This is a genomic window from Streptomyces sp. SudanB5_2050 (genome assembly GCF_964272335.1).
Lineage (GTDB): Bacteria > Actinomycetota > Actinomycetes > Streptomycetales > Streptomycetaceae > Streptomyces > Streptomyces rochei.
Genome location: NZ_OZ186760.1, coordinates 3714874 through 3735000, shown reverse-complemented (window position 1 = coordinate 3735000; position 20127 = coordinate 3714874). Strand labels below are relative to the sequence as shown.

The window sequence follows — 20127 nt, the reverse complement described above, 5'->3', positions numbered from 1 at the left end:
GGTAGCGAAATTCCTTGTCGGGTAAGTTCCGACCTGCACGAATGGCGTAACGACTTCTCGACTGTCTCAACCATAGGCCCGGTGAAATTGCACTACGAGTAAAGATGCTCGTTTCGCGCAGCAGGACGGAAAGACCCCGGGACCTTTACTACAGTTTGATATTGGTGTTCGGTTCGGCTTGTGTAGGATAGCTGGGAGACTTTGAAGCTCGCACGCCAGTGTGGGTGGAGTCGTCGTTGAAATACCAGTCTGGTCGTGCTGGATGTCTAACCTGGGTCCGTGATCCGGATCAGGGACAGTGTCTGATGGGTAGTTTAACTGGGGCGGTTGCCTCCTAAAGGGTAACGGAGGCGCCCAAAGGTTCCCTCAGCCTGGTTGGCAATCAGGTGTTGAGTGTAAGTGCACAAGGGAGCTTGACTGTGAGACCGACGGGTCGAGCAGGGACGAAAGTCGGGACTAGTGATCCGGCGGTGGCTTGTGGAAGCGCCGTCGCTCAACGGATAAAAGGTACCCCGGGGATAACAGGCTGATCTTCCCCAAGAGTCCATATCGACGGGATGGTTTGGCACCTCGATGTCGGCTCGTCGCATCCTGGGGCTGGAGTCGGTCCCAAGGGTTGGGCTGTTCGCCCATTAAAGCGGTACGCGAGCTGGGTTTAGAACGTCGTGAGACAGTTCGGTCCCTATCCGCTGTGCGCGTAGGAGTCTTGAGAAGGGCTGTCCCTAGTACGAGAGGACCGGGACGGACGAACCTCTGGTGTGCCAGTTGTTCTGCCAAGGGCATGGCTGGTTGGCTACGTTCGGGAGGGATAACCGCTGAAAGCATCTAAGCGGGAAGCCTGCTTCGAGATGAGGACTCCCACCTCCTAGAGAGGGTAAGGCTCCCAGTAGACGACTGGGTTGATAGGCCAGATATGGAAGCCGGGTAACCGGTGGAGTTGACTGGTACTAATAGGCCGAGGGCTTGTCCTCAGTTGCTCGCGTCCACTGTGTTGGTTCTGAAACCACGAACAACCCCGTCCATGGTCACGGACGGTGCGGTTGTCAGTTTCATAGTGTTTCGGTGGTCATAGCGTAGGGGAAACGCCCGGTTACATTCCGAACCCGGAAGCTAAGCCTTACAGCGCCGATGGTACTGCAGGGGGGACCCTGTGGGAGAGTAGGACGCCGCCGAACAATTTTTGCGAGAATGCCCCGCACCGGGAACGGTGCGGGGCATTCTGCGTTTCAGGACGGTTTCACGAGTTTGGTGTCGTAGGCCAGGATGACCGCCTGGACGCGGTCTCGGGAACCCGTCTTGGCGAGGATGCGGCCCACGTGTGTCTTCACCGTCGATTCGGCGAGGTGGAGGCGTTCCGCTATTTCTGTGTTGGTCCAACCCTGCCCCAGGACTTCGAGGATCTCGCGCTCGCGCTCGGTGAGGGAGGCGAGCCGCGGGTCCGGTGAGTCGTCGGCCTGTACGGCGGCCGGCAGGTGGTGGACGTAGGCGTCGAGCAGCCGGCGGGTCAGGCTCGGGGCCACCACGGCGTCGCCGGTGGCCACCGCTCGGACGCCGGAGAGCAGTTCCTCGGGCTGGGCGTCCTTGACGAGGAACCCGGAGGCACCGGCGCGCAGACCGGCGTAGGCGTACTCGTCCAGGTCGAAGGTGGTCAGGATGAGGACCCGGGTGCGTCCGCCGCCCGCGATGATGCGGCGGGTGGCCTCGATGCCGTCCAGGCCGGGCATGCGGACGTCCATGAGGACCACGTCGGGGGCGAGTTCGGCCGTCATGCGGGCGGCTTCCGCGCCGTTGGCCGCTTCACCCACGACCGTCATGTCGTCCTGGCTCTCCAGGAGCATCCGGAAACCGAAGCGCTGGAGGGGCTGGTCGTCGGCGATGAGGACGGTGGTCACTGCGGTGTTTCCTCCGGTAGGTGCAGGTGGACACGCCAGCCCCGCTCGGGGTGCGGGCGTGGGCCGGCCTCAAGTGTGCCGCCGTACAGGGCCGTCCGCTCGCGCATGCCGGGAAGTCCGCGGCCGTCGCCCGGGCTGTCGGACCGGACGGCGCGGCCGGTGTCCGTGACCGTGAGGGTGACCGAGCCTCCTTCGCCGTAGCGGAGCTGTATGTCGGCGGTGGCGTCCGGGCCCGCGTGCTTGAGGGTGTTGGTCAGGGCTTCCTGGATCACGCGGTAGACGGCGAGTTGGCGGCCCGCCGGGAGGTCGGGGCGGCCGTGCACGGTCGTGCGCACGGGCAGGCCCGCCCGGCGGACTCCGTCCACGAGCGGCGCGAGGTCGGTGAGGCTGGGCTGGGGGGCCAGTTCGGCGGAGTGGGGCCGGCCCGGAGCGTCCTCGCGCAGGACGTCGAGGAGGCGACGCAGCTCGCCCAGGGCCTGGCGGCTGGTGCTGCCGATCGCGTCGAGGGCCTGGGCGGCGCGCTCCGGGGACTTGGCGGCGGCGTACCGGCCGCCGTCGGCCAGGCCCGTGATGACGGAGAGGTTGTGGCCGATGATGTCGTGCATCTCGCGTGCGATGCGGGCGCGTTCCGCGGCGGCGGCGATCCGCGCCTGCTGGTCGCGCTCGGTCTCCAGGCGACGGGCGCGGTCCTCCAGGGCGGCCGTGTAGTTCCGCCGGGTGCGGACGGTGACGCCGATGAGGGCCGCCACACCGAGGGAGAGGAGCTGCGAGCCGAACTGCTGGTTCCAGGAGGCGCTGCTCTCGCCGTGGCGCAGCCCCGTCACGAGGACCTGGGCCAGCACCAGGGGTGTGGCCCAGCACAGGGCGCGCAGGGGCAGGCGCAGGGCGATGTGGAAGACGACGAGCAACTGGAGCATGGCGGCCTGGAGGATGGCACCGGTCCAGGCGTTGACGAGGGCGACCGGGACCATCGCGAGCAGGACGGCCGCCGGGTGCGCGCGGCGCCACAGGAGCGGGATCGTGAAACCCAGGCTCATGGCGAGCAGCATCGGACCGGGCACATCGAGGTTGTGGGCGATGCTGCGCCAGCCGCCGCCGGTGTAGTCGATCAGTGCTGCCGTCATCCAGAAGCCGGTCAGGAGCAGGTCCCAGACGAGCGGTCGGCAGCGGTCGAAGGCACGGACCCGGCGGACCAGGCGTTGGGCGTGCTCGGTGAGGGGATCGGCCGCCTTCTCTTCGCTCAGGTGCTCCATCCGCTCATCGTCGTGCGTCCGGGCGCGACGGGCGTCCTTCTCGGGGCCGTATATCAGGTGAGGGCCGTAGTACCGGGGTATTACGGTGACCCGCATGAGTGCCTCGGTCCCCGGTGACTACGTGATCCGCTCCATACGCGCCGACGAGTGGCCCGCCGTGAAGGAGCTGCGGCTGCGTGCCCTGCGGGACCCGCTGGCGCACCTCGCGTTCCTGGAGACGTACGACGACGCCGTGGGCCGGCCGGACTCCTACTGGCAGGAGCGGACGGCCAAGGCGGCCGAGGGCGCGATGGGGGCGCAGCAGATCGTCGCGGAGGGCCCGGAAGGGCTGTGGGTGGGCACCTTGACCGTGCTGGTCGAGGAGGCGGGGACGACCGACTGGGCCGGATTTCCGGTGGAGCGGCGGCAAGGACACGTGGTCGGTGTGTTCGTGCGGCGCGAGTGGCGCGGGAGCGGACTGACCAAGGCCCTGTTCGACGCCGGGCTGGAGTGGTCGTGGGCGCGCGGGCTGGAGCGGGTGCGGCTGATCGTCCACCCGGACAACGGGCGGGCGCAGGCCGCCTACCGGAAGGCCGGGTTCGCGCCGAGCGGGCGGACGGTGCCGCTGGAGGGCGGGGAGCCCGGCGAGGTCGAGCTGGAGTTCGCGGTCGAGCGCTGACGTGCGACCACCTTGCGGTGGGCGGCGGGTCAGACGGGCAGTTCGTCGTGGGGCCAGCGGGCGCGGGCCTGTTCGCGGGAGCGGAGCAGGGCCACGGTGGGCAGGCCCAGGTCCGCGCCGGTGGCCAGGAGCTCCGGCAGCTGGGGGAGCGGCGCCACGGCGGCCACGTCGTCCAGGACCAGGGTGAGTGGTGGGTCGAGGCGACCGGAGGATGACCGTTCGGCCATGCGCCGGCCGCTCTCGACCACGCTTGAGACGAGCGCCGTCAGCAGCGGCATCGCGCCGGGGCTCGTCCGAGGATCCTCGATGGATTCACCCACCACGTAAAGCGTTCCCTGTTCGTGCACGAAGGAATCCAGGGCGAGGGCATCAGTTCGGTTGGGAGTGCAGGCTTCGCGGATGTTGAGCGTCGAGAGGGCGGCCAGCGCTCGGGTGGTCAGCTGCTGGGCCATGTCCCGGCGGTCGGGGTGGGCGGTCAGGGCCCCCTCCAGCTCGCCCGCCGCGCCGGGTGCGGCCTTGGGGTTGGTGCGCAGGACGCGTACGGCGTCCTGGATCTGCAGGCCCTGGGCCCAGCGGTGGACGTGGCGGACGGTGCGGCCGTCGATGGCCGCCGCGTGGAGGTAGCTGCGCAGCAGGAGTTCGGCGGTGTCGCCGAGGGCCTGGTCGAGCCGGGCGGTGGGGCGGACCGGCGCCAGGAGGGCCGCCGCCCGGGCCGTGGCCGTCCCTCTGTCCTCGCAGCCGCTGGTGGGGGACCAGTGCAGGCGGGCCGGGGTGTCGCACAGGTGCGCGGGGTCGTAGAGGTGGCAGGGACCGAGTTTCGCGCGGGCGTCCTTGGTGTCCGACCAGAGGGCCGGGCTGGAGGTGATGACGAGGGCGGCGCCCTCCGCTTCGCGCAGGGCGTCGGCGGCGGTCCGGAGGCGGGAGTCCGGGGGACCGTAGTGGATCCCGGCCTCGGTGCGGCGGCTTTCCCATCCGCCCACCCGTCTGCCTGCGGCCACGGGGGCGAGGGGCTCTTCCGCGCGTGCGGGTTCTTCCGCGGGTACGGCCGCGGGTGCGGGGGTGGACTGCCGGGGCGCTCTCGGGGTCGGTACCTCGTGCACCTGCTCCGGTGCCGGCGTCGGCGTCGGCTCCGGCAGTGGTGCGGCCGCGGCCGCTCTCCCTTCGGCCCGCCGCCGCTGCCGTACCGCGCGCCAGCGGGCCACCGTGCCCAGCACGAACACGGTCAGCACGACCAGCACCATCAGCTGGCCGATGAACAGCCCCCAGAACAGCCCGTACCCCGAGAGGTCGGAGGCGGGGGTGTCCGGCCAGGCGCCGACGATGTCGTGCGGCTGGGCGACCAGATGACGCATGGCCAGGGGGGTGCCCGTGAAGGTGACGCCGGAGGGCCAGGCGCCGTGGGCGAACAGGGCGGCGAGACCGGTCGCCGTCCACACCAGCACGGTCATGCCGAGCAGAAAGGCGAGTATGCCGATCAACAGGCCGTCCGGGATGCCGCCCTGGCCGTCCCGCCGCTGGTCGTCCGGTCTCATCTGCCCCGTGCCTCCCCCTCGCCTAGGCCACCGTCGATTCCGACGAGTCGCCGATGTGCTGCTCCATGAAGGCCGCCGCCCTCTCCTCGGCCTCCAGCTCGGCGGCGCGCAGGGCGTCGTCGCGGAGGTCGGAGGAGGACTCGGTCATCGCGCGGTCGGTGAAGACCAGCGGGCGTTCGGTCTCCGTGATCAGGTGCTTGACCACCTGGACGTTGCCGTTGACGTCCCAGACCGCGATGCCGGGCGTGAGGGTCGGGATGATCTCCACGGCCCAGCGCGGCAGGCCCAGGACGCGTCCGGTGGCCCGTGCCTCGTCGGCCTTCTGGGCGTAGATGGTCCGGGTGGAGGCCATCTTCAGGATCGCCGCCGCCTCCCGTGCCGCGGCCCCGTCGACGACGTCCGACAGGTGGTGCACCACCGCCACGAACGACAGACCCAGCCGGCGCCCGAACTTCAGCAGCCGCTGGAACAGCTGCGCCACGAACGGGCTGTTGATGATGTGCCAGGCCTCCTCGACCAGGAAGATGCGCTTCTTCCGGTCGGGGCGGATCCAGGTGTGCTCCAGCCAGACGCCGACGATCGCCATCAGGATCGGCATGGCGATGGAGTTGCGGTCGATGTGGGAGAGGTCGAAGACGATGAGCGGCGCGTCCAGGTCGATGCCGACCGTGGTCGGGCCGTCGAACATGCCGCGCAGGTCACCGTCGACGAGGCGGTCGAGGACCAGCGCCACGTCCAGACCCCACGCCCGTACGTCGTCTATGGCGACGTTCATCGCCTCGGCGGACTCCGGCTCGGGGTGGCGGAGCTGCTCGACGATGTCGGTGAGGACCGGCTGGCGTTCGACGATGGTCTCGTTGACGTAGGCGTGCGCGACCTTGAGCGCGAAGCCGGAGCGCTCGTCGAGGCCGTGGCCCATCGCGACCTCGATGATCGTGCGGAGCAGCGCGAGCTGGCCCGTCGTGGTGATCGCCGGATCGAGGGGGTTGAGCCGGATGCCGTGGTCCAGGGCGGCCATCGGGTCGAGGCGGATGGGCGTTATGCCCAGCTCCTCGGCGATGAGGTTCCACTCGCCGACGCCGTCCTCGCCCTGCGCGTCCAGCACGACGACCTGGCGGTCGCGGAAGCGGAGCTGACGCAGGACGTACGTCTTCTCCAGCGCCGACTTGCCGTTCCCGGACTCGCCGAGGACCAGCCAGTGCGGGGCGGGGAGCTGCTGGCCGTAGAGCTGGAAGGGGTCGTAGATGTAGCCCTTGCCGGAGTAGACCTCGCGGCCGATGATCACGCCGGAGTCGCCGAGGCCGGGCGCGGCGGTGGGGAGGTAGACGGCCTGCGCCTGGCCCGTGGAGGTGCGGACGGGCAGGCGGGTCGTCTCGACCTTCCCGAACAGGAAGGACGTGAAGGCGTCGGTGAGGACGGTCAGCGGGTCCCGCATCAGGCTCAGCCCCTACCTTCGGATGCCGGTGGCGAACGGAAGTGTGTTCACGAAGGCGCGGTGGTGCTCACGGTCGCACCATTCCAGTTTCAGGTACGACTTTCCGGCCGAGGCCCTTATCGTCCGCTTGTCGCGGGCCAGCGCCTCGGGGGAACGGGAGGAGACGGTGATGTAGCCGACCAGGTTGACTCCGGCCGCGCCGCTGGCGAGGTCCTCGCCCCGCTGGTCCAGGCGGCCGTGGGCGGCGATGTCGCGCGGGTCGACGGTGCGGTTCATCTTGGCGGCGCGGGAGGCCTCGGCCTCGTCGTTGGTCTTCTCGGTCAGCATGCGTTCGATGGCGACCTCGGTGGGTTCGAGGTCCATCGTGACGGCGACCGTGCGGATGACGTCCGGGGTGTGGACGAGCAGGGGGGCCAGGAAGTTGACGCCCACCGGGGTCATCGGCCACTCCTTCACCCAGGCGGTGGCGTGGCACCAGGGGGCGCGGGTGGAGGACTCCCGGGTCTTCGCCTGGAGGTAGGTGGGCTCCATGGCGTCCAGCTCGGCCGGCCAGGCGTTGCGCTGGGTCATCGCCTGGATGTGGTCGATGGGGTGGTCCGGGTCGTACATGGCGTGGATGAGGGAGGCGAGCCTGCCCTGGCCCAGCGGCTGGCGGACCCGGATGTCGGCCTCCTGGAGGCGCGAGCAGATGTCGGTCAGCTCGCGGGCCATGACGACCGCGAGACCCGCGTCCCGGTCCAGCTTGCGCCCGTTCTGCGGGCGGGCGGCGCGGGCCATGGCGTTGGCCTCGGCCGCCAGCTCGCGGGTGTAGTGCATGCAGGCGACGAGATAGGCGCGGTGCTGCTCGCTGCTGGTCGACACCATCGACTGGAGCTGGTCGTACGACTGCTGGAGCCACGCCGGTGACTTGTCGTCGCCGCGCTGGGCGACGTCCTTGGCGTGCGCGTCGGGGTCGGCCGGGAGGGTGCGGGCCAGCATCTGGATGCGGGTGACGAAGCCGTCGCCGTTGGCCACGTGCTTGAGCAGCGTGCCGAAGCGGTCCACCAGGGCTTCCTGGTCCTCGGAGTCGCGCAGGCCGACGCCGGGGCCCTCGATCTCGATCGCGGCCGTCACCGTCTTGCGGTCGGCGTGCAGCAGCACGGCGATCTCGTCCGGCCCGAAGGGCGCGGCCAGCCAGGTGATCCGGCCGATGCCGGGCGGCGGGCCGACCTCGACCTCACGGCCGTCGAGCCGGGTGCCGGCCTCGATGGCGCCGGAGCGGTAGGTGGTGCCGTTGCGCAGGGTCCGCTTGTAGCTGCGGTTGATCTCGAACCACTTGTAGAACGTCCGGTGCTTGTACGGCACGTAGACGGCGGCCAGCGCGAGCATGGGGAAGCCGACGAGCAGCACGATGCGCAGGGACAGGACGGGGACGAGGAGCCCGCACATCATGCCGAGGAACGCGCCGACGATGATCAGCGCGATCTCACCGGTCTCGCGGTTGCGGCCGACGATCGCGTTCGGCCGGGCCCGGCCGATGAGATACGTACGGCGGGGCGTGACCGGATGGGACACGTGGGACTCGGTCGTCAACGCCCGTCACCTCCTGTGCTCTTGGTGCTGCTGTTGCGGGTGTTGCTGGCGTGAGGGGTGTTCACCGGGCTGCCGGAGCGCGGTGCGGGTGCGGCGGAGGGGACAGTTCCGCCGCCGCCGTTCGAGGGGCGCGTGCTGTGCGCGGCGACTCCGCCGGAGGCGGGGTTCGAGGGACGGGACGCGGAGGCGCCGGAACCGCCGCCCTGGCCGCCGCCGCTGTCGCCGTTGTGGCGGGTGCTGTGGGTTCTGATGCCCTGGGCGACCAGGTTCGCCGGGGAGCTGATCACGGCGGCGGCCTTGCCCTCGGCGCCCTGCATGATGCGGTTGTTGCGGCCGTTGGCGATCTCGTCGCCGAAGCCGGGGACGAAGCGGTAGATCATCGCGGACGCGAAGATGGCGAGCAGGATGATCGCGAGGCCGGAGACGACGGCGGAGAAGGCGTCCGGCCCGTCGTCGGCGGAGAGCGCCCCGGCGAGCCCGAGCACGATGACGATGACGGGCTTCACCAGGATCACCGCGATCATGATCCCGGCCCAGCGGCGGACGTGACCCCACAGGTTCTTGTCGACCAGGCCGGCGTAGACGACGGTGCCGAGCAGGGCGCCGACGTAGAGCAGGGCGGCACGGATGACGAGTTCCAGCCAGAGGACGCCGGCGGCGAGGATCGACACCAGGGAGACGACGATCAGCATGATCGGTCCGCCGCCGATGTCCTCGCCCTTCTTCAGGGCGCCGGAGAACGTGCCGAAGAAGGTGTCCGTCTGGTCGCCGGTGGTCTTGGCGAGGACGTCGGTGACGCCGTCGGTCGCCGAGACGACCGTGTAGAGGATCAGCGGCGTGAACGCCGACGCCAGGACGGTGAGCCAGAGGAACCCGATGGCCTCGGAGAGCGCGGTGGAGAGGGGGACGCCGCGCACGGCACGCTTCGCCACGGCGAGGAGCCAGAGGACGAGCGTGAGGATCGTCGACGCCGCGAAGACGACGGCGTACTGCTGGAGGAACTTCGGGTTGGTGAAGTCGACGTTCGCCGTGTCCTCGACGGCGGCGCTGAGCTTGTCGACGGTCCACGCGGCGGCGTCGGCGCAGCCCTTGGCGAGGGAGGAGAGGGGGTCGAGGGTGGAGGAGATACCGGGGGCGTCGGCTCCACCGCCACCGGTGGAGCCGGCACCGGAGTCGCCGTCTTCGCAGTACTTCCTGGCAGGCCCCGCGATGAGTGAGCAGGCGTCGTCGGAGTTCGTAGGTGTGGGACTGGGCTCTGCGGAAGCCGGCGTGGCCAGCAGGAAGACGGCCGTCTGAGCAGCGGCCACCAAGCCGGTGACGGTGAGAGCGCGGCGCTGGTTACCGGGCATACGTGAAGCCTCCGAACTCCTGGACCGCCTTGCCCATCTCCTCACCGCTGGACACTGCGTTGTCTCCAGGGACAGGCGTTGGGCCGGTTTTCTGGCTGGTCTCCAAGACCTTCCAGTCCATGCCGTTCCAGCTGAGGCTCATGGTCACGGTGAACCAGCTGGTCGTCACCGGGTGCGTCGTATTCTTCCCGGTCAGTCCGAACAACCCGGTGCACCAGACTTCTACGGTGGCGGCGCTGTCGCTGAAGGCAGTCACCTTGGTGCCAACGGGCGCTGTGCGATTGACGAAGGTACTCCCGGACGGCGCTCGCCCATCCTCGCCGAGCCCGATCTTCTTCAGGAACGCCGCCGAGTAGTCCGCGTCGAAGCCGGACTGAAGACGGTCGGCTGCCCCGGGGTCAGCGATGCTTTTCACGATGTCGTGCCGACGCGCGGCGTTGAACATCCCGTCAGACCCCAGAGCCACCGCGTAGTTCGCCGCCGCGCTCTGCGCGCCCTGCTCGTCGTGGGCGAAGCCCGACTGGACCGGGGCCGTCCCCGAGGGGGCCGTCGAGGACGTCTTCGGCTTGTCCGCCGCCGCGTCGGAGGAATCGGACTCGTCTCCTCCACGGTTCGCGAAGGCGATCGCGGCGATGAGGAGGACGACGACGCCGACCACGGTGACCAGGCTTCTGGACGACGAACGTCCGCCGCGCCGGTGACCGCCCTCCTCCTCGGGCAGCCGCACCCGCGTCCCGCTCATGCCGCCGTGACCGCCGGAGGACTGGTGGTCGTCTCCGAGACTCATGCCGCGTACGCCCCCTCGACGTCGTGCCTGCCGTAGAAGTACGACGGTAGCCGTGCTGGTTCCCGCGCGGGCGCGGTGTGGTGACTCGACATCAGGGAAACGCAACCTCAGCCGGTTGGCACGACGGGCGGGTGGGGTGGAGGGTGAGGGACGGACGTGAGTGCGGCTATACGGCCATCCCGTACACGATGGTGAAGAGCGTGCCGAGGGAGCCGATGATGAACACGCCCGTCAGGCCCGCGATGATGAGGCCCTTGCCCTGCTCCGCGCTGAAGGTGTCGCGGAGGGCCGTGGCGCCGATGCGCTGCTTGGCCGCGCCCCAGATGGCGATGCCGAGGCAGAGCAGGATGGCGACGGCCATGACGACCTGGACCATCGTCTTCGCCTCGGCCCCCAGCGCACCGAAGGGGCCCCAGTCCGGAGCGATCCCCCCGATGATGGTGTTGATGTCTCCCTCGTCGGCCGCAAAGAGCATGTAAGTCACCGCCCCTGTTGGGTAGTTCCGCATCCTCTGCGGACGTGCAGAGGTCAGGCCTCATTGTCGCCGACAAATCCGCCGTCGTATGTCGACTTGGCGTCATTGATTGGCAGGTTTCGTACGGATAGCTTGCCACCGGCCCGCGCCGGCCCTTAGGAGGGCCGTGCGGACCGGTATGCGATGAGTCGTATGGTCACTCTGTGTATCACGGTAGGTTACTCCGGGCAATGAGGCTGGAGCGCAACCTGTCGTGTGGTTGTTTCGTTGGGCCCTTCTGCGCCGTGATCGAAGATGGCGGGCCTTCGGGCCGCGACATGGCTAGAAAGTGTTATTGAACGGCCCGGACATGGGGGAGGGTTGGGCCATGCGGAAGTTGTGGGTCGGGGCCGGTGTCGCGGTCGCCCTCGGCATGGGCTTCGTGATGCTGCTCGTCGTGGGCGTCTACGTGGTCGCCGGGAATCTGGCCAACGGCATCGGGGGCGGGTCGAAGAGGCTGGCCAAGGGGTCGGTGCCCGCGGCGTACCAGGCGCTGGTGCAGAAGTGGGGCAATCTCTGTCCCGCCATCAACCCCGCGCTGCTCGCCGCCCAGCTCTACCAGGAGAGCGGCTTCAACCCGAAGGCCCAGAGCCACGCCGCCGCGCAGGGGATAGCGCAGTTCATCCCGGGGACGTGGGCCACGCACGGGATCGACGGCGACGGGGACGGTGACCGGGACGTCTGGGACCCGGCGGACGCCATCCCGTCGGCGGCGTCGTACGACTGCACGCTCGCGTCGTACGTGAAGGACGTGCCCGGCAACCCGACCGAGAACATGCTGGCCTCCTACAACGCGGGGGCCGGCGCGGTCATCCAGTACCAGGGCGTGCCGCCGTACAAGGAGACGCAGAACTACGTCAAGGTCATCCGGAGCCTGGAGAAGAGCTTCGCGGCCCCCGAGGGCCGCGTCGACCCCTCCGAGCAGGCCGCCGGGGCCATCGCCTACGCGCAGGAGAAGCTCGGGACGCCCTATCTGTGGGGCGGTACGGGTACGGCCAGTCAGGGCGGGCGGTTCGACTGCTCGGGGCTGACGCAGGCGGCGTACGAGAGTGTGGGGATCGAGCTGCCGCGGGTGGCCAACGACCAGTACAACGCGGGGCCGCATCCGAGCCGGGAGGAACTGCTCCCCGGGGACCTGGTGTTCTTCTCGGACGACCTGACCAACTCGCGGGCGATCCGGCACGTGGGCATCTACGTCGGCGGCGGTTACATGATCGACGCCCCGCGAACGGGTGCCGTGATCCGCTTCGATCCGATCGACACGCCGGACTACTTCGGGGCGACCCGGGTGACCGAAGATGGCGCGAAAGCGTTGCCCACGACGGTGTGAATGCGATGGTTTGGACGCAGCGTGAACCCCTGCCCTGAGCTGCGACGACGTATCTCTCTTCGATAACGTCTGCGTGATCATTCAGTGGAGTGTGGAACGTATCAACGGGGGCCGTGCGTTCCTGTTGGCGTGTAGGTGTGCGGGACGGGACGCGTCCCGGCGGATCTACGACCACGGGGGTGGCAGAGGAAAGGCGTGCGCTCGATGCGCCGCAGGACATGACGAAGGGGCCGCAGCACCATGGCTGGACTCGCCGAATCCGGGTCGAACCCCGACGTCGAGCTGCTCTACGACATCAACGGCCTGGCCAAGGACGCACCGCACTGGTTCGACCGGGTCATGGAGTTCGTCGGTGAGTACGGACTGCTGTTCGCGATCGTGCTGCTGGTGCTGTGGTGCTGGTGGGGTGTGCGGCGCCGGGGCGGCGAGGACGCCGCCTCGAGCGTGGCTGCCCTGGTGTGGGCGCCGCTCGCGGCCGGTGTCGCGGTCCTGGTCAACGTGCCGATACGGGGTTTCGTGGAGCGGCCGCGGCCGTTCAAGACCCATGACGGGCTGGAGGTGCTGGTCGCGGGCAAGGACGACTTCTCGTTCGTCAGCGACCACGCCACGCTGTGCATGGCCCTCGCCGTCGCCCTGTTCGTCGCCAACCGGAAGTTCGGGCTCGGCGCGATCGTGCTGGCGCTGTTCGGTGGCTTCATCCGGGTCTACATGGGCGTGCACTACCCGACGGACGTCATCGGCGGGTTCGCGCTCGGCACGGCGGTCGCGCTGCTGCTGTCGCCGGTCGCCATGGCGCTGCTGACGCCGCTGACGCGGGCCGTCGAGCGGTCGCCCCGGGTGGGTTGGCTGGTGCGGGCGCGGGGGCGAGGCGGTGCCGCCGGGCGGAGCACCGTGATCCCGGGGGCGCGCGCCGAGAGTGCCGAGACGGGGGAGCGGGACCTCGCCGCCTAGGGGGCGGACGCTGTCCCACTAGCTAGTAGCTACTGGCTACTGGCTACTGGTCACGAGTCAAGACGCACACGGCCGCCTGTCAGGCGGCCGTGTGCGTCTTCGCGTCCGTGCGGGCCTGGCTTCTGGCCCTGCGGGCCGGCCCTCGCCAGCCGCAGGTGCAGCGGGCCAGGCAGAAGCGGCCCTGTTCGACCGTCGTCGTGAGGTGTTCCGGTTGTCCGGGGGCTTCCCCGGGGACTTCGAGACCGTCCTGCTGCGCCACGCCGTCCACGTTACCGGCGTCACCTGCCCCTCGTTAACCGGGTCGGCAGGGGGTCCGGAGCGGGCGTGACGCTGGGGTAGGTGGCGATGGTCGGGTGGGAGCGGGAGCGGCGGGGCAGGAGAGTAGTCGGCGGCCTCGCCGCCGCCGGGGGCGTGCTCGGCGTGTGGCTGGCCGCCGGCGCGTGCTCCGGGCAGGGCGCCGCCGTCCAGGGGCAGGGCGCCGACGACCCGGTCGCCGTGCTGCACCGGGCCGCCGACCGGCTGGTGGCCGCCGGGAGCGCCAGGGCGCGCACCGCCATGGAGATGGCCAGCGGCGGCACGCGGGTGACCATCCGGGGCGAGGGCGTCTACGACTTCGAGCGGCGCTTCGGGCGGCTGGAGGTGCGGCTGCCGCAGGACCCGGCGGGGACGAGCGAGCACCGGCCGATCACCGAGCTGCTCGCGCCGGGCGCCCTGTTCATGAAGAACCGGGGCGCCGGTGTGCCCGACGACAAGTGGGTGCGGGTGGAGACCGCCTCGCTCTCCGACGGGAATCTGGTGACCGGCGGGGCGACGGACCCCTTCGCCGCGGCCGAGGTGCTGCGCGGGACGCGGACGGCGACGTACGTGGGGCGGACCGAGGTCGGGGGCGCCGAGGTGCGGCACTACCGGGGGACCGCCGACCTGGCGCGGGCGGCGCGGGGCGCGTCCGAGGACAACCGGGAGGCGCTGGCCGCGGCGGCCGACGGCTTCGCCACCGCCGAGGTGCCCTTCGACGCCTACGTCGACGACGAGGGTCGCGTCCGCAAGGTCCGGCACCGCTTCAGCTTCGTCAACGGGCGGGACGAGGGCACCGTCGACGTCGCCTCGACGACGCTGCTCTACGATTTCGGCGCCGCCGTCCGCGTACGGCTGCCGGACGACGCCGACATCTACGCCGGCAAGATCGCCGCGGGGCCGGGCGGCGGGACGGGCGGCAAGAACTAGCCCTTCCGTGCCATGCGCGGTGTGTAGGCCGCTCCCTACTCTAGGAAGTCGGTGACGGCAGAGACGAGGTGACGCGTGTGGCTCCGGTCGGCGGTACGGCGGTTCAGGACCACGTGGCCCTCGCCGAGATCGAGCTGTGCGGCGAGCTGATCATCGCGGCGTCCGCCGCTCGGGAGCGCCTCAGCCTGGAGAGCATCGACGAGGTGCTGCGGGTGGCCGAGGAGCGCCGGGGCGCCGGGGAGCGCCGGAGCGCCGGGGCCGGCCGGTAGGAGGCGCCGGCCCGTACGCCGGGGGTCAGGTGCGCAGCAGGCGGCCGATCGCCTTCGTGGCCTCCTCCACCTTCGCGTCGATCTCGTCGCCGCCCTTGACGGCGGCGTCGGCGACGCAGTGGCGCAGGTGCTCCTCCAGGAGCTGCAGGGCGAAGGACTGCAGGGCCTTCGTGGAGGCCGAGACCTGGGTGAGTATGTCGATGCAGTAGACGTCCTCGTCGACCATGCGCTGCAGGCCGCGGATCTGGCCCTCGATGCGGCGCAGTCGCTTCAGGTGCTCGTCCTTCTGCTTGTGGTACCCGTGCACCCCGCGGTCGTGGTCGGTCACGACGTCGGTGCCGTCCGTCTCCACCCCGGCCACCTCGTCGACGGCGGGGGAGGGCGCACCAGCGCCGGCCTCAGTGGTCGTCATCGCGTCCTCCTGTGGAGATTGGGCAGATAGCGGACATATACCCCTGGCGGGTATATGGTAACGAACTTTGCGGGGTAAGGGGCCCTCGGGAGGAAATCCTGGGCAGCGGCCCGGGTGTCGCCCCCCTGCTCATCAGTCTTCCTGATGGGCGACACTGGGGGACGGCCCGTTAGCCGTGGCCGGATGATGCGCCTAGCATCAGCCTGACCGAAACCGATGCACCCCGAGGACCCCACGTGCGCTTTCGTCTGACCCCCAGGGAGACGAGCTTCTACGACATGTTCGCCGCATCCGCGGACAACATCGTCACGGGCTCGAAACTCCTGATGGAACTGCTCGGGGCGGACGCTTCCGCCCGGGCCGAGATCGCAGAGCGTATGCGGGCCGCCGAACACGCCGGTGACGACGCCACGCACGCGATCTTCCACCAGTTGAACTCTTCGTTCATCACGCCCTTCGACCGCGAGGACATCTACAACCTCGCCTCGTCCCTCGACGACATCATGGACTTCATGGAGGAGGCCGTCGACCTGGTCGTCCTCTACAACGTCGAGGAACTGCCCAAGGGCGTCGAGCAGCAGATCGAGGTGCTGGCGCGGGCGGCGGAGCTGACCGCCGAGGCCATGCCGAACCTGCGGACCATGGACAACCTCACCGAGTACTGGATCGAGGTCAACCGGCTCGAGAACCAGGCCGACCAGATCCACCGCAAGCTGCTCGCCCACCTCTTCAACGGCAAGTACGAGGCCATCGAGGTGCTGAAGCTGAAGCAGATCGTCGACGTGCTCGAGGAAGCGGCCGACGCGTTCGAGCACGTGGCGAACACGGTGGAGACCATCGCGGTCAAGGAGTCCTGACCCCTTCATGGACACCTTCGCACTGGTCGTGACCATCGGGGTCGCGCTCTTCTTCACGTACACCAACGGCTTCCACGACTCGGCGAACGCGATCGCGACGTCCGTGTCGACGCGTGCGCTGACGCCCCGGGCGGCGCTCGCGATGGCCGCCGTCATGAACCTCGCCGGGGCGTTCCTCGGTTCCGGGGTCGCCAAGACCGTCAGCGAGGGGCTGATCGAGACGCCCGAGGGCTCGAAGGGGATGGGCATCCTCTTCGCGGCGCTCGTGGGCGCCATCGTCTGGAACCTGATCACCTGGTACTTCGGGCTGCCGTCGTCGTCCTCGCACGCGTTGTTCGGCGGCATGGTGGGCGCGGCGCTGGCCGGGAGCACGACCGTGTACTGGCACGGGGTCGTCGACAAGATCGTCATCCCGATGTTCGTGTCGCCCGTGATCGGTCTGGTCGCCGGTTATCTGGTGATGACGGCCATCATGTGGATCTTCCGGCGGGCCAATCCGCACAAGGCGAAGCGGGGCTTCCGCATCGCGCAGACGGTGTCGGCGGCGGGTATGGCGCTCGGGCACGGGCTCCAGGACGCGCAGAAGACGATGGGCATCGTGGTGATGGCGCTGGTCATCGCCGACGTCGAGGACTACGGCGATCCCATCCCGGTGTGGGTGAAGGTGGCGTGTGCGCTGATGCTGTCCGCGGGGACGTACGCGGGGGGCTGGCGGATCATGCGGACGCTGGGGCGGAAGATCATCGAGTTGGATCCGCCGCAGGGGTTCGCCGCGGAGACGACGGGGGCGTCGATCATGTTCGGGTCGGCGTTCCTGTTCCACGCGCCGATCTCGACGACGCATGTCATCACGTCGTCGATCATGGGTGTGGGGGCCACGAAGCGGGTGAACGCCGTGCGGTGGGGTGTCGCGCGGAACATCATCGTGGGGTGGTTCATCACGATGCCGGCGGCGGCGGTGGTGGCCGCGGTGTCGTTCTGGATCGTGAATCTGGTGTTCCTCTAGGCGGTGCCCGGTGCCGGTGTCGCCCCGGGGTGGGTGACACGGCCCGGCGCCGCGGGGCGCCGCCGCGCCAGATGAGAGGGCCCGCCCCCGGAATCCGGGGGCGGGCCCTTTGTGCTCCTCGCGGTGGCACCGCCATGCAGCACCGCGAGGGGATCGGGGGTGGGGCCTAGCCGAAGCGGCCCGAGATGTAGTCCTCCGTGGCCTGGACCGACGGGTTGGAGAAGATGCGCTCCGTCTCGTCGATCTCGATCAGCTTGCCGGGCTGGCCGACCGCCGCCAGGTTGAAGAAGGCCGTGCGGTCGGAGACGCGCGCCGCCTGCTGCATGTTGTGCGTCACGATGACGATCGTGAAGCGCTCCTTCAGCTCGCCGATCAGGTCCTCGATGGCGAGGGTGGAGATCGGGTCCAGGGCGGAGCAGGGCTCGTCCATGAGCAGGACGTTCGGCTCGACCGCGATGGCGCGGGCGATGCACAGGCGCTGCTGCTGACCGCCGGAGAGGCCGGAGCCCGGCTTGTTGAGGCGGTCCTTCACCTCGTTCCAGAGGTTGGCGCCGCGCAGCGACTTCTCGACGACGTCGTCCATCTCGGACTTCTTGTACTTGCCGTTGAGCCTCAGGCCGGCCGCGACGTTGTCGTACACCGACATGGTCGGGAACGGGTTCGGGCGCTGGAAGACCATGCCGACCTCGCGGCGCACGGCCACCGGGTCGATGCCCGCGCCGTAGAGGTTCTCGTCGTCCAGCATGACCTTGCCGTCGACCCGCCCGCCGGGCGTGACCTCGTGCATGCGGTTGAGCGTGCGCAGGAAGGTGGACTTGCCGCAGCCGGACGGGCCGATGAAGGCCGTCACGGAGCGGGGCTCGACGGTCATCGAGATGTCCTCGATGGCCAGGAAGGAGCCGTAGTAGGCGTTGAGGCCGCTGACATCTATGCGCTTGGCCATGGGTATCACTTCTTCTTTCGCGTGTCCGGGTCGCTGACTGTTCTTGCTCTGGCCGCGTCAGCGACCCGTCTTCGGGGCCTTCCAGCGCGCGATGCCGCGGGCCACCAGGTTGAGGATCATGATGAAGGCGATGAGCGTCAGGGCCGCGGCCCAGGCACGGTCGTACGCGGGATCCGAGCCGGCGTTGTACTGGAGGTAGATGTACATCGGCAGCGATTCCTGCGGGTCCTGGAACGGGTTCGCGTTGATGAAGTCCGTGCCCCAGACCAGCAGCAGCACGGGCGCCGTCTCGCCGGTGATGCGGGCGACGGCCAGCATGACGCCGGTGACGATGCCGCCGATCGACGTCGGCAGGACGACCTTCAGGATGGTGCGCCACTTCGGCACGCCGAGCGCCAGCGACGCCTCGCGCAGCTCGTTGGGGACGAGCTTGAGCATCTCCTCGGTGGAGCGGACGACCACCGGGATCATCAGGATGCACAGGGCGAACGAACCGGCGATGCCGGAGGGGCCCATGTCCAGGATCAGCACCCACAGGCTGAGGATGAACAGACCCGCGACGATCGACGGGATGCCCGTCATGACGTCGACGAAGAAGGTGACCGCCTTGGCCAGCCGTCCGCGTCCGTACTCGACGAGGTAGATCGCGGTGAGCACACCCACCGGCACGGAGAACAGGGTGGCGAGGCCGACCTGCTCCAGGGTGCCGAGGATGGCGTGGTAGATGCCGCCGCCGGGCTCGCTGTCGGCGACCACGCCCATCGAGTGGGTGAGGAAGTAGCCGTCGAGGACCTTCACGCCCTGCTTGACGGTCTCCCAGATCAGGGACAGCAGCGGGATCAGGGCCAGCAGGAACGCGACCCAGACCATGCTGGTCGCGACCCGGTCCTTGGCCTGCCGGCCGCCCTCGATCCGCGCCGAGATGGCGTAGGTGCCGCCGACGAAGAGGACCACGGCGATCAGGGCCCACTGGATGCTGCTGTTCAGCCCGGCCGCGGCGCTGATGCCGAGGCCGGCGGCGGTCGCGCCGGCCGCGACGGCCCACGGGAACCACTTGGGCAGGGTGGCGCCGCGCAGGGAGCTGCGGCTCTTCGGGGTAAGGGTTGCGTGGCTCATGCGTTGGCCCCCGAGTACTCCTTGCGGCGGGCGATGATCATGCGGGCACCGCCGTTGACCAGCAGCGTGATGACGAACAGCACCAGACCGGAGGCGATCAGCGCGTCCCGGCCCATCACGGTCGCCTCGTTGAACTTGCTGGCGATGTTCTGGGCGAAGGTGCCGCCGCCCGGGTCGAGCAGGCTGGCGTTGATGTCGAAGGTCGGCGAGAGGACCATGGCCACGGCCATCGTCTCGCCGAGCGCGCGCCCGAGGCCGAGCATCGAGGCGGAGATGATGCCGGAGCGGCCGAAGGGGATCACCGACATCCGGATGACCTCCCAGCGGGTGGCGCCCAGGGCCAGGGCGGCCTCCTCGTGCATGCGCGGGACCTGCCGGAAGACCTCACGGCTGACGTTGGTGATGATCGGCAGGATCATGATCGCGAGCAGGATGCCCACGGTGAGCAGCGAGCGCGGCGCTCCGCCGCTCCACTCGAAGATCCCGGTCCAGCCGAGGTACTCGTCCAGCCAGCCGAAGAGCCCGTCCATGTGCGGCACGAGGAAGAGCGCGCCCCACAGGCCGTAGACGATCGAGGGCACGGCGGCGAGCAGGTCGATCACGTACGCGATGGCGCCGCCCAGCTTGCGCGGCGCGTAGTGCGTGATGAACAGGGCGATGCCGACCGAGATCGGGACGGCGATGGCCATCGCGATGATCGACGACACGATGGTGCCGAAGGCCAGGACGGCGATGCCGAACTCCGGCGGGGTGCCGCTGGGGTTCCACTCGAAGCTGGTGAAGAAGTTGGCCTCGTCCTCGCTGATGGCGAGCCAGGCGCGGTAGGTCAGGAAGGCCGCGATGGCGGCCATGATGGCCAGCACCAGGATGCCGGACCCGCGGGAGAGCCCGAGGAAGATCCGGTCGCCGGGGCGGGTGGCGCCGCGTGCGGCGCGCTCGGCGTCCTTCGCGGGGGGCTGGTGCGGTACGGGGGCTGCTGCTGGCTTCTGGGGATCAGTGGTTATGTCCATCGGGTTCTCCGGTCTGC

20 protein-coding genes and 2 rRNA genes (1 of these 22 only partly in view) are annotated in these 20127 nt (G+C 69.5%); 9 read left to right on the top strand and 13 right to left on the bottom strand.

What is annotated here, in order from left to right:
• Together ACFZP7_RS16630 and rrf are read left to right on the top strand one after the other, a co-directional pair.
• Nucleotides 1-971, top strand: a 23S ribosomal RNA gene (locus ACFZP7_RS16630) (it extends 2153 nt beyond the left edge of the window).
• 87 nt (nt 972-1058) lie between these two features.
• Nucleotides 1059-1175, top strand: a 5S ribosomal RNA gene (gene rrf / locus ACFZP7_RS16625).
• Nucleotides 1176-1226: 51 nt separating this feature from the next.
• Here rrf and ACFZP7_RS16620 read toward each other — a convergent pair.
• Together ACFZP7_RS16620 and ACFZP7_RS16615 are read right to left on the bottom strand one after the other, a co-directional pair.
• The gene (locus ACFZP7_RS16620) at nt 1227-1892 is read right to left on the bottom strand and encodes a response regulator (RefSeq protein ID WP_385634700.1); all 666 of its coding nucleotides are present in this window, start codon (nt 1890-1892) and stop codon (nt 1227-1229) included.
• Entirely contained in the window at nt 1889-3145 is a 1257-nt protein-coding gene (locus ACFZP7_RS16615; protein WP_385634699.1) for a sensor histidine kinase, read from the bottom strand. The genes ACFZP7_RS16620 and ACFZP7_RS16615 overlap by 4 nt, the downstream gene beginning before the upstream one ends.
• A 94-nt stretch (nt 3146-3239) precedes the next feature.
• On the opposite strand from ACFZP7_RS16615, the gene ACFZP7_RS16610 reads away from it, so the two are divergent.
• Nucleotides 3240-3803, top strand: a complete 564-nt coding sequence (locus tag ACFZP7_RS16610; protein ID WP_185912073.1) for a GNAT family N-acetyltransferase — start codon at nt 3240-3242, stop codon at nt 3801-3803.
• A gap of 29 nt (nt 3804-3832) precedes the next feature.
• Here ACFZP7_RS16610 and ACFZP7_RS16605 read toward each other — a convergent pair whose 3' ends face one another.
• The 6 genes from ACFZP7_RS16605 to ACFZP7_RS16580 form a co-directional block, all read right to left on the bottom strand.
• Entirely contained in the window at nt 3833-5335 is a 1503-nt protein-coding gene (locus tag ACFZP7_RS16605) for a type VI secretion protein (RefSeq protein ID WP_385634698.1), read from the bottom strand.
• A 22-nt stretch (nt 5336-5357) separates the two neighbouring features.
• The gene (locus ACFZP7_RS16600; RefSeq protein WP_031019830.1) at nt 5358-6770 is read right to left on the bottom strand and encodes an ATP-binding protein; all 1413 of its coding nucleotides are present in this window, start codon (nt 6768-6770) and stop codon (nt 5358-5360) included.
• Nucleotides 6771-6782: 12 nt separating this feature from the next.
• The gene (locus ACFZP7_RS16595) at nt 6783-8342 is read right to left on the bottom strand and encodes an SCO6880 family protein (protein ID WP_210902892.1); all 1560 of its coding nucleotides are present in this window, start codon (nt 8340-8342) and stop codon (nt 6783-6785) included.
• Nucleotides 8339-9691: a hypothetical protein gene (locus tag ACFZP7_RS16590; protein WP_385634697.1), complete on the bottom strand. Its 1353-nt coding sequence runs from the start codon at nt 9689-9691 to the stop codon at nt 8339-8341. The genes ACFZP7_RS16595 and ACFZP7_RS16590 overlap by 4 nt, the downstream gene beginning before the upstream one ends.
• The gene (locus ACFZP7_RS16585) at nt 9681-10478 is read right to left on the bottom strand and encodes a hypothetical protein (RefSeq protein ID WP_322501080.1); all 798 of its coding nucleotides are present in this window, start codon (nt 10476-10478) and stop codon (nt 9681-9683) included. The genes ACFZP7_RS16590 and ACFZP7_RS16585 overlap by 11 nt, the downstream gene beginning before the upstream one ends.
• Nucleotides 10479-10644: 166 nt before the next feature.
• A complete protein-coding gene (locus ACFZP7_RS16580; RefSeq protein WP_019326783.1) occupies nt 10645-10953 on the bottom strand; it encodes a membrane protein in 309 nt (102 codons plus the stop codon).
• Between the two features lie 349 nt (nt 10954-11302).
• On the opposite strand from ACFZP7_RS16580, the gene ACFZP7_RS16575 reads away from it, so the two are divergent.
• On the top strand, nt 11303-12322 hold the full coding sequence (locus ACFZP7_RS16575; RefSeq protein ID WP_078912054.1) for a bifunctional lytic transglycosylase/C40 family peptidase: 1020 nt from the start codon (nt 11303-11305) through the stop codon (nt 12320-12322).
• 240 nt (nt 12323-12562) lie between these two features.
• On the top strand, nt 12563-13273 hold the full coding sequence (locus ACFZP7_RS16570) for a phosphatase PAP2 family protein (protein WP_031019838.1): 711 nt from the start codon (nt 12563-12565) through the stop codon (nt 13271-13273).
• A gap of 79 nt (nt 13274-13352) precedes the next feature.
• Here ACFZP7_RS16570 and ACFZP7_RS16565 read toward each other — a convergent pair whose 3' ends face one another.
• Nucleotides 13353-13532: a hypothetical protein gene (locus tag ACFZP7_RS16565; RefSeq protein WP_078494954.1), complete on the bottom strand. Its 180-nt coding sequence runs from the start codon at nt 13530-13532 to the stop codon at nt 13353-13355.
• 86 nt (nt 13533-13618) lie between these two features.
• On the opposite strand from ACFZP7_RS16565, the gene ACFZP7_RS16560 reads away from it, so the two are divergent.
• Together ACFZP7_RS16560 and ACFZP7_RS16555 are read left to right on the top strand one after the other, a co-directional pair.
• Entirely contained in the window at nt 13619-14497 is an 879-nt protein-coding gene (locus ACFZP7_RS16560; protein WP_385638465.1) for a hypothetical protein, read from the top strand.
• Nucleotides 14498-14565: 68 nt separating this feature from the next.
• Nucleotides 14566-14766: a hypothetical protein gene (locus tag ACFZP7_RS16555; protein ID WP_220671987.1), complete on the top strand. Its 201-nt coding sequence runs from the start codon at nt 14566-14568 to the stop codon at nt 14764-14766.
• Between the two features lie 25 nt (nt 14767-14791).
• On the opposite strand, the gene ACFZP7_RS16550 is transcribed toward ACFZP7_RS16555, so the two are convergent.
• Nucleotides 14792-15178, bottom strand: a complete 387-nt coding sequence (locus ACFZP7_RS16550) for a metal-sensitive transcriptional regulator (protein ID WP_019326778.1) — start codon at nt 15176-15178, stop codon at nt 14792-14794.
• Between the two features lie 236 nt (nt 15179-15414).
• Here ACFZP7_RS16550 and ACFZP7_RS16545 point away from each other — a divergent pair, with 236 nt between their 5' ends.
• Nucleotides 15415-16035, top strand: coding sequence for a DUF47 domain-containing protein (locus tag ACFZP7_RS16545; RefSeq protein ID WP_003974832.1), 621 nt, complete (start codon nt 15415-15417; stop codon nt 16033-16035).
• 7 nt (nt 16036-16042) lie between these two features.
• Entirely contained in the window at nt 16043-17041 is a 999-nt protein-coding gene (gene pitH / locus ACFZP7_RS16540) for a low-affinity phosphate transporter PitH (RefSeq protein ID WP_019326776.1), read from the top strand.
• A gap of 166 nt (nt 17042-17207) precedes the next feature.
• On the opposite strand, the gene pstB is transcribed toward pitH, so the two are convergent.
• From pstB to pstC, 3 genes are read right to left on the bottom strand one after another with little or no spacing between them, the layout of a single operon-like run.
• On the bottom strand, nt 17208-17984 hold the full coding sequence (pstB, locus tag ACFZP7_RS16535) for a phosphate ABC transporter ATP-binding protein PstB (protein WP_019326775.1): 777 nt from the start codon (nt 17982-17984) through the stop codon (nt 17208-17210).
• 57 nt (nt 17985-18041) lie between these two features.
• Entirely contained in the window at nt 18042-19100 is a 1059-nt protein-coding gene (gene pstA, locus ACFZP7_RS16530) for a phosphate ABC transporter permease PstA (protein ID WP_019326774.1), read from the bottom strand.
• A complete protein-coding gene (pstC, locus tag ACFZP7_RS16525; protein ID WP_019326773.1) occupies nt 19097-20110 on the bottom strand; it encodes a phosphate ABC transporter permease subunit PstC in 1014 nt (337 codons plus the stop codon). The genes pstA and pstC overlap by 4 nt, the downstream gene beginning before the upstream one ends.
• Between the last annotated feature and the right edge of the window lie 17 nt (nt 20111-20127).

Bases quoted from the DNA above. Each gene is read 5' to 3' on its own strand.
- pstC (WP_019326773.1), bottom strand. From the start codon at position 20,110: ATGGACATAACCACTGATCCCCAGAAGCCAGCAGCAGCCCCCGTACCG.
- ACFZP7_RS16600 (WP_031019830.1), bottom strand. From the start codon at position 6,770: ATGCGGGACCCGCTGACCGTCCTCACCGACGCCTTCACGTCCTTCCTG.
- ACFZP7_RS16610 (WP_185912073.1), top strand. From the start codon at position 3,240: ATGAGTGCCTCGGTCCCCGGTGACTACGTGATCCGCTCCATACGCGCC.
- ACFZP7_RS16590 (WP_385634697.1), bottom strand. From the start codon at position 9,691: ATGCCCGGTAACCAGCGCCGCGCTCTCACCGTCACCGGCTTGGTGGCC.
- ACFZP7_RS16580 (WP_019326783.1), bottom strand. From the start codon at position 10,953: ATGCTCTTTGCGGCCGACGAGGGAGACATCAACACCATCATCGGGGGG.
- pstA (WP_019326774.1), bottom strand. From the start codon at position 19,100: ATGAGCCACGCAACCCTTACCCCGAAGAGCCGCAGCTCCCTGCGCGGC.
- pstB (WP_019326775.1), bottom strand. From the start codon at position 17,984: ATGGCCAAGCGCATAGATGTCAGCGGCCTCAACGCCTACTACGGCTCC.
- ACFZP7_RS16570 (WP_031019838.1), top strand. From the start codon at position 12,563: ATGGCTGGACTCGCCGAATCCGGGTCGAACCCCGACGTCGAGCTGCTC.
- ACFZP7_RS16615 (WP_385634699.1), bottom strand. From the start codon at position 3,145: ATGGAGCACCTGAGCGAAGAGAAGGCGGCCGATCCCCTCACCGAGCAC.
- ACFZP7_RS16605 (WP_385634698.1), bottom strand. From the start codon at position 5,335: ATGAGACCGGACGACCAGCGGCGGGACGGCCAGGGCGGCATCCCGGAC.
- ACFZP7_RS16585 (WP_322501080.1), bottom strand. From the start codon at position 10,478: ATGAGTCTCGGAGACGACCACCAGTCCTCCGGCGGTCACGGCGGCATG.
- ACFZP7_RS16550 (WP_019326778.1), bottom strand. From the start codon at position 15,178: ATGACGACCACTGAGGCCGGCGCTGGTGCGCCCTCCCCCGCCGTCGAC.
- ACFZP7_RS16575 (WP_078912054.1), top strand. From the start codon at position 11,303: ATGGGGGAGGGTTGGGCCATGCGGAAGTTGTGGGTCGGGGCCGGTGTC.
- ACFZP7_RS16560 (WP_385638465.1), top strand. From the start codon at position 13,619: ATGGTCGGGTGGGAGCGGGAGCGGCGGGGCAGGAGAGTAGTCGGCGGC.
- pitH (WP_019326776.1), top strand. From the start codon at position 16,043: ATGGACACCTTCGCACTGGTCGTGACCATCGGGGTCGCGCTCTTCTTC.